Source organism: Bordetella muralis (assembly GCF_965139205.1).
Taxonomy (GTDB): domain Bacteria; phylum Pseudomonadota; class Gammaproteobacteria; order Burkholderiales; family Burkholderiaceae_B; genus Bordetella_A; species Bordetella_A muralis.
Window position 1 is genome coordinate 244,374 of sequence record NZ_CBCSIU010000006.1, and the last position, 7,226, is coordinate 251,599.

A 7,226-nucleotide genomic window follows, 5' to 3' on the forward strand; every position below is an offset into this window, starting at 1 on the left:
CCGCGCCATGAAAACCTTTGATTGGAATAACCCGTATCCCTCCTACCGCATCCCTCAGTTTGCGCGCAATGTCGTCTCTACGTCGCATCCGCTGGCTGCGCAGGCGGGGCTGCGCATGCTGCTAAAGGGCGGCAATGCTATCGACGCTGCGATTGCAGCTGCTGCGACGATTACGCTGGTTGAACCCGTTTCCAACGGTCTGGGCAGCGATTGCTTTGCCATCCTGTGGGACGGGAAGGAATTGCACGGATTGAATTCCTCCGGTGTGGCGCCTGCCGCCTGGAACGTCGAATATTTCAAGGCCAAATATGGTACGGACGCCAACGGTCTGGCCATTCAACCCAAGCGCGGCTGGGACGCGGTGACCGTGCCGGGCGTAGTGGCCGGCTGGGCGGCATTGCATGAAAAGTTCGGCAAGCTGCCTTTTGCCGATTTGTTCGAGCCCGCCATCGAGATCGCCGAGCGCGGTTACGCCGTGCCACCGGTTGTGGCGCACAAATGGGCCGCCGCCGCCGACGAGTTGCGGGACCAGCCGGGCTACGCCCAGGTCTTCCTGCCCAACGGCCGCGCACCGAAGCCGGGCGAGCATTTCCGTATTCCTGATGCGGCCTACACGCTGCGCCGTATTGCTGCCAGCGGCGGCCGTGACTACTACGAGGGCGAAATCGCCGAGAAAATCGCTGCGTTTGCCAAGGAATGCGGCGGCGCGATGACGCTGGACGATCTGCGCAACTACAAGCCGGACTGGGTCAAACCGATCTCCAAGTCGTACCGCGGCTACGAGCTGCACGAAATCCCGCCGAACGGGCAGGGGATCGCCGCCTTGATGGCGCTGGGCATTTGCGAACATTTCGACCTGGCCAATATGAAGGTCGATTCGATCGAATCGCAGCACGTCCAGATCGAAGCCATGAAGCTGGCGTTCTCGGACCTGTACCGCTATGTGTCCGACCCGCGCAGCATGGACGTCACGCCCGAACAGATGCTGTCTGACGCCTATCTGCAAAGCCGCGCCAAGCTGATCCGCCTGGATCGCGCCACGCAATTCGAAGCCGGCCGCCCGCATGCTGGCGGCACGATCTATCTGACGGCGGCCGATGAAAGCGGCATGATGATCTCGTTCATCCAATCGAACTACATGGGCTTTGGCTCGGGCGTGGTTGTGCCGGGCACCGGGATCAGCCTGCAGAACCGCGGCGTCGGTTTCTCGATGGATCCGAAATCGCCCAACGTGGTCGAGGGTGGCAAACGGCCTTTCCACACGATCATTCCTGGATTCCTCACGCGCGGCGGCAAGCCCGTGATGAGCTTTGGCGTGATGGGCGGCGATATGCAACCGCAAGGCCATCTGCAAACCGTCGTGCGCATGCTGGACTACCACCAGCAACCGCAGGCCGCGTGCGACGCGCCGCGCTGGAAGGTCAACCGCGATTTCACGCTGGATATCGAGTCCAGCATGAACCGGGCGACCGTCGAGGGCTTGCAGGCATTGGGCCATGCGCTGAAGTCGGTGGACGATCCCTATATGGACTTTGGCGCGGGCCAGTTCATCTGGCGCATGCACGAAAGCGACAACGAACTGGGCTATGTCGCGGCCAGCGATCCCCGACGTGACGGTCAAGCCGTCGGCTTCTAAGTCAAAATAACAGTAATGCATCCAACACCGGAGCCCCATGACAGGCTCCGGTTTGGTGTCTACAACACGTATACAAGGGAAAGAACCATGAAGCGTAAGACCTTCAAGCTTGGACTGTGTGCAACCCTATTGGCCGTGGCCTCAGGCGCGGCCGTCGCGCAGGAAATGCGCATCGGTTTGCAAGAAGATCCCGACGTGCTGGATCCGCATCGCGCTCGTACTTATGTGGGGCGTATTGTTTTCACGTCCTTGTGCGACAAACTGGTGGACGTCAACGAAAAACTGCAGTTCGTGCCCCAATTGGCCGAGTCGTGGTCATGGAACGACGACAATACCCAGCTGACGTTCAAACTGCGCTCGGACGCGGTATTCCACGACGGAACCAAGTTCGACGCGGCGGCGGCCAAGGCAAACATCGAGCGCGCCTTGTCCCTGCAGGACAGCATGCGCAAGAGCGAGCTGGCCTCTGTGGAGTCGGTCGACGCCCCTGACGCACAGACGTTGGTGCTGAAATTGAAAAAGCCCGACGCAACCTTGCTGGCGTCGTTGTCGGACCGTGCGGGCATGATGTTGTCGCCCAAGACCTTTACTGACGACACTGCCGCGGTGGGACGCAACCCTGTCTGCTCGGGACCGTATAAATTTGTGCAGCGTGTGCAGAACGATCGCATCGTACTGGACAAGTTCGACCAGTATTACAACGCCAAGGACTACGCCTTCAAGCGCGTGACGTTCCTGCCGATTCCGGATTCCACCGTGCGTCTGTCCAACCTGCGTGCAGGCGGGCTGGATATTCTGGAGCGCATGAATCCCTCGGATGCCCAACAGGTCAAGAGCGATGCCTCGCTGCAATTCGCCAATGTTTCGGGGCTGGGCTATCAGCAGTTCTACTTCAACTTGGCCAATGGCAAGCGCGCCGAGACCAATCCGTTCAAGGACGCCCGCGTACGCCGCGCATTCGAGTTGTCGCTGGATCGCAATGTGATCAACGAGGTTGTGGGTGGCGGTATTTTCGATCCCGCCAATCAGCCGTTTCCGCCGGCCAGCCCATATCACAGCGACAAATTTCCGATTCCCGCCCGCGATGTGGCAAAGGCCAAGGCCCTGCTGAAAGAGGCAGGCAAGGAACAAGTCAAGGCAGAGCTGGCTTTCGGCAACAACACCACGACCTCGGCGATCGCCGAAATGGTGCAGGCCATGGCCGCCGAAGCTGGTTTCCAATTGAGCCTGCGCCCGACGGAATACGCCGCTTTGTTGAGCGAAGCGCAAAGCGGTAACTTCGAATTGTTGATGCGTGGCTGGTCAGGCCGTGTCGATCCCGATGGCAACATCCATCAGTTCGTGACATGCAAAGGCGCGTTGAACGACGGTCGCTATTGCAATCCCGAAATCGACAAACTGCTGAACGAGGCGCGCACCGTGCCTGACGAAGCCAAGCGCAAGGCCATTTACGATCAGGCCCAGAGCATTCTGCAAAACGAAACGCAATCGGTCTACATTTACTACCAACCGTGGCCGTTTGTACTGGCCAAGAAGGTACAAGGCTTCAAGCCCTATCCGGACGGCATGATCCGCCTGAAGGGCGTGACGTTTGCGCAATAAGCGCGGGTAGTCTTGCATCGCCGGATGCACGGGCCGTGCCGTCACGCACGGCCCGTGCATTTGGCGTTGACCGTTCGTAATCCCCGAGTTTTTCAGGTCTTTTTATGTTCAAAATAATTCTGCGTCGCGTGCTGGTGGCGATACCGACATTGATACTGGTGTCGGTGATCGTATTCCTGCTGCAGAAACTGTTGCCCGGCGATGCCGTGCTGACCATGGCGGGCGAGGAGCGCGATCCTGCCGTTCTGGAGTTTCTGCGTCAAAAATATCAATTGGATGCCTCATGGCCCGTGCAATATTGGGCATGGGTGAGCAATGTGCTGCAGGGCGATTTGGGAAGCTCGCTGCGCACGGACGTGCCCGTGACGCAATTGATTGCCCAGAAACTGCCCGTCACGCTGCAACTGGCGACGATGGCGATGTTCTTTGCCATCCTGGTCGGCGTGCCCATGGGCATCATCGCAGCCGTACGCAAAGGCACTGTCACGGAGATGGGTGCCAACGTTGCGGCGCTGTCGGGTATGTCGATACCAAACTTCTGGCTCGGCATTTTGCTGATCATGCTGGTGTCCGTGAAATGGCGTCTGCTGCCCGCATCGGGATACGTCTCACCGTTCGAGGATTTCTGGTTATCGATGAAGACCATGCTGATGCCGGCATTGGTGTTGTCGACAGCAATTGCCGCCTACTTGATGCGTCATACCCGTTCGGCCATGCTGGAGGCGCTGAACGCCGACTACGTGCGCACCGCGCGCGCCAAAGGCGTATCGGCGCGCCGCGTGGTGCTGCGCCATGCCTTGCGTAATGCCTTGATGCCCATCGTAACGCTGGTCACGCTGTTGTTTGGCGAGTTGATGGCCGGCGCTGTGCTGACGGAGCAGGTGTTTACGATTCCCGGGTTTGGCAAGCTGATCGTCGATGCGGTATTCACGCGGGACTACGCGGTGGTGCAGGGCGTGGTCCTGTGCGTTGCCGTAGGGTTCATCATCATGAATCTGCTGGCCGACATTCTGTATATCCTGGTTAACCCACGCCTGAGGCACGCATGAGCGCAAATACTGCTACGGCTGCCGCCGTCACGCCGCCCCGCCGCCGCAACCGCGCCTGGGGCAAATTCAAACGCAACCGTGTGGCCTTGCTCGGGGCCGCGATCGTCCTGGCGATGGTCTTGCTGGCGATCTTTGCCCCCTTGCTTGCGACGCACGATCCCTTTCAGACCAGCTTCATGACGATCCGCAAGGCGCCGTCCGCGACGTTCTGGCTTGGGTCCGATGAACTGGGCCGGGATATCTATAGCCGCATGTTGTATGGCGCGCAGGCGTCTCTGATGGCCGGCGTTGTCTCCGTGGCCATCGCCGTGATCATTGGCGTGCCGCTAGGCCTGGTGTCGGGCTATTTTGGCGGATGGGTCGATAGCATCGTGTCACGTTGCACCGAGGCCCTGCTGGCGATCCCGTTTTTGATCCTGGCGATTGCGCTCGCGGCGTTTTTGGAGCCGAGCCTGACCAACGCCATGATTGCCATCGGGGTGTCGGCCGCACCGAAATTCGTGCGATTGGCGCGTGGCCAGGTATTGGCCGTCAAGAGCGAAGACTACGTGCAGAGTTCACGCGCTCTGGGCGCATCGGACACACGCATTATTGCGCGGCACATCCTGCCCAACATCATGCCGCCGTTGATCGTGCAGGCGACGATCACCATCGCCACCGCGATCATCGCTGAGGCCAGCCTGTCGTTTTTGGGCCTGGGGTTGCAACCGCCTAATCCCTCGTGGGGATCGATGCTCAATACCGGCAAAAACTTCATGACGCAGGCTCCGTGGATGTCGATTTTCCCGGGCTCGGCGATTTTCCTGGTCGTGCTGGGTTTCAACCTGCTCGGCGATGGCCTGCGCGATGCGCTCGACCCACGGCAGGAGAAGTAAGCATGGCGAAGATGGATACTAAAACGTTCGCACAAAATATGGATGCGAAAAGAGTCGTTCAGGTCAACGGCCTGACCGTGCAGTTCAAGACGCCGGATCGGATGGTCGAAGCCGTGCGCAACGTGTCGTTCCATGTGGATCGTGGCGAGACGCTGGCCATCGTCGGCGAATCAGGCTCGGGAAAATCCGTGACCTCGCTGGCGCTGATGCGTTTGGTGGAATACGGCGGTGGCCGCATCGTCAATGGCGATATGCTGTTGCGTCGTCGCGATGGCAGCATGCTGGACCTGATACATGCCAACGAGACGGTATTGGAACGTGTGCGCGGCGCTGATGTCGCCATGATTTTCCAAGAGCCCATGACCTCGCTGAATCCGAGTTTCACGGCGGGCTCTCAGATCGCCGAGGCGTTGCAGTTGCACCAGGGGTTGGACAGTGCCGCTGCACGTGCCGAGACGTTGCGCATGCTGGAGCGCGTCCGCATCCCCGAGGCGCGCGCCATTCTGGATCGCTATCCGCATCAACTATCGGGCGGCATGCGTCAACGCGTCATGATCGCAATGGCGCTGTCGTGCAAGCCGCAGTTATTGATCGCAGACGAGCCGACCACCGCGCTGGATGTGACCATTCAAGCACAGATCCTGCAATTGATCCGTCAGTTGCAGGACGAAATGGACATGGGGGTGATTTTCATCACGCACGACATGGGTGTGGTGGCCGAGGTCGCCGACCGTGTGCTGGTCATGTACCGTGGCGACAAGGTTGAAGAGGGCGGCTCGGACGAGATCTTCGCTGCGCCGAGCCACGCCTATACGCGCGCCTTGCTGTCTGCCGTGCCGCGTCTGGGCGCGATGCAGGGCACGAACGAGCCAGCGCCATTTCCGCTATTGCGGGTGGCCGATGCCGCGGATGCCCCCGTGCCATCGTCCCCGGTCGACACCTTGCAGAGTACAGTGCGCCGCGACAACGGCCCGGTACTGCGAGTGAAGGACTTGATCACCCGTTTTGATATCTCGGGCGGTATTTTCGGTCGTGTGCAGAAACGGGTACATGCGGTAGAACGAGTCAGTTTCGATCTCTATCCGGGCGAGACCTTGGCCTTGGTCGGAGAGTCCGGTTGCGGCAAGACCACGACGGGCCGCTCGTTGCTGCAGTTGGTGAAAAGCCAGGGCGGCAGTATCGAATTCGATGGCCAGGATATCGGCAGCCTGCGCGGCGCGGCCATGCAGACTTTGCGGCGCCACATTCAGTTCATTTTCCAGGATCCGTTCGCCTCGCTGGATCCGCGCATGACAGTGGGCTATTCGATCATGGAGCCTTTGCTGATTCATAACGTGGCCAAAGGCAAGGCAGCGCAGGATCGTGTGCGATGGCTGATGGACAAATGCGGATTAGTGCCCGAGATGATCGACCGCTATCCGCATGAGTTTTCCGGCGGCCAGCGTCAACGTATCTGCATTGCTCGAGCGTTGGCGTTGAATCCCAAAGTGATCGTGGCGGATGAGTCGGTGTCGGCGCTGGATGTTTCGATTCAAGCTCAGATCGTCAATCTCTTGCTCGATCTGCAACGCGAACTGGGGATATCGCTGCTGTTCATCTCGCACGATATGGCGGTGGTCGAGCGTATCAGCCATCGTGTGGCGGTGATGTACCTGGGTCAAATCGTCGAGATCGGTCCACGTCGAGCGATCTTTGAAAATCCGCAGCATCCGTATACGCGCAAGCTGATGGATGCTGTGCCTATCGCAGACCCGCAACGTCGCCATCGCGAGCGTTCATTGCTCGTTGATGAGATTCCCAGTCCGGTGCGTCGGGTGGGAGATGATCCTGTAGTGGCGCCGTTGGTAGCAGTGGGCGAGGGGCATTTTGTTGCTCGTCATACTGTGGGGGTGTACGCGGGGTAGGCCCGTATGGGCTTTGCTTGTGCGATTTAGGCTGTCGGTCAGCTAGGGGCATGGAGCCTCTCTGTGAACACGTCGGTGTNGGGGGCAGAAAGCCGCACCGGGCCTATCGCGGCGACTCGGCCCATGACCAGGGGCCTCGGCCCGCTTCGCGGGCTAAATC

Annotated in this window: 5 protein-coding genes; all 5 read left to right on the top strand. The window is 59.8% G+C overall.

Annotated features, from left to right (window positions below):
* Window positions 1–7: 7 nt before the first annotated feature.
* Window positions 8–1,636: a gamma-glutamyltransferase gene (gene ggt / locus ACNA0I_RS12130; RefSeq protein WP_415806257.1), complete on the top strand. Its 1,629-nt coding sequence runs from the start codon at window positions 8–10 to the stop codon at window positions 1,634–1,636.
* A gap of 87 nt (window positions 1,637–1,723) precedes the next feature.
* Window positions 1,724–3,238: an ABC transporter substrate-binding protein gene (locus ACNA0I_RS12135; protein ID WP_415806258.1), complete on the top strand. Its 1,515-nt coding sequence runs from the start codon at window positions 1,724–1,726 to the stop codon at window positions 3,236–3,238.
* Between the two features lie 104 nt (window positions 3,239–3,342).
* Window positions 3,343–4,287 carry an ABC transporter permease gene (locus tag ACNA0I_RS12140; protein WP_415806259.1) on the top strand — a complete coding sequence of 315 codons (945 nt, stop codon included), beginning with the start codon at window positions 3,343–3,345 and terminating at the stop codon, window positions 4,285–4,287.
* Window positions 4,284–5,162 carry an ABC transporter permease gene (locus ACNA0I_RS12145; RefSeq protein ID WP_415806260.1) on the top strand — a complete coding sequence of 293 codons (879 nt, stop codon included), beginning with the start codon at window positions 4,284–4,286 and terminating at the stop codon, window positions 5,160–5,162. Before ACNA0I_RS12140 ends, ACNA0I_RS12145 begins: the two co-directional genes overlap by 4 nt.
* A 38-nt stretch (window positions 5,163–5,200) precedes the next feature.
* Window positions 5,201–7,066: a dipeptide ABC transporter ATP-binding protein gene (locus ACNA0I_RS12150; RefSeq protein ID WP_415806270.1), complete on the top strand. Its 1,866-nt coding sequence runs from the start codon at window positions 5,201–5,203 to the stop codon at window positions 7,064–7,066.
* Window positions 7,067–7,226: the final 160 nt, after the last annotated feature.